Origin of the sequence: Adlercreutzia sp. DFI.6.23 (genome assembly GCF_024462535.1) — a bacterium.
In the GTDB taxonomy this organism is placed as follows: domain Bacteria; phylum Actinomycetota; class Coriobacteriia; order Coriobacteriales; family Eggerthellaceae; genus Adlercreutzia; species Adlercreutzia rubneri.
The window spans coordinates 1-300 of the sequence record NZ_JANGBP010000538.1; the positions used below are offsets into that span (position 1 = coordinate 1).

1 pseudogene is annotated in these 300 nt (G+C 67.3%); it reads right to left on the reverse strand.

The annotated features are described in order from the left end of the window. Window positions 1-300, reverse strand: a pseudogene (locus NE591_RS14480) (radical SAM protein); the annotation flags it as partial.

Here is a 300-nt window from a genome sequence, read left to right on the forward strand (position 1 = left end):
CGTCAGGATGGGCTTCTCCGCCCGCACCCGGCGGTTGAAATGGTAGAGCAGTTTGCGGTCGTCCGGCGTGGGCATGAGCTCGGTCGGCTCGCCCTTGCCCACGGGCATGTAGGTGAAGATCCAGGCGAAGAGCGCCCCTTTGTCGATGAGCCAGTCGAAGTACGCGTCGGAGGCCACGGAGTGCGCGTTGTCGTGGGTGTAGCAGATGGACACGCCGAAGGGCAGCCCGTGGCTCGCGAGAAGATCCTTGGCCGCGTCCACCTTGGCGTAGGTGCCCGCGCCGCGCCGCCCGTCGGTAGC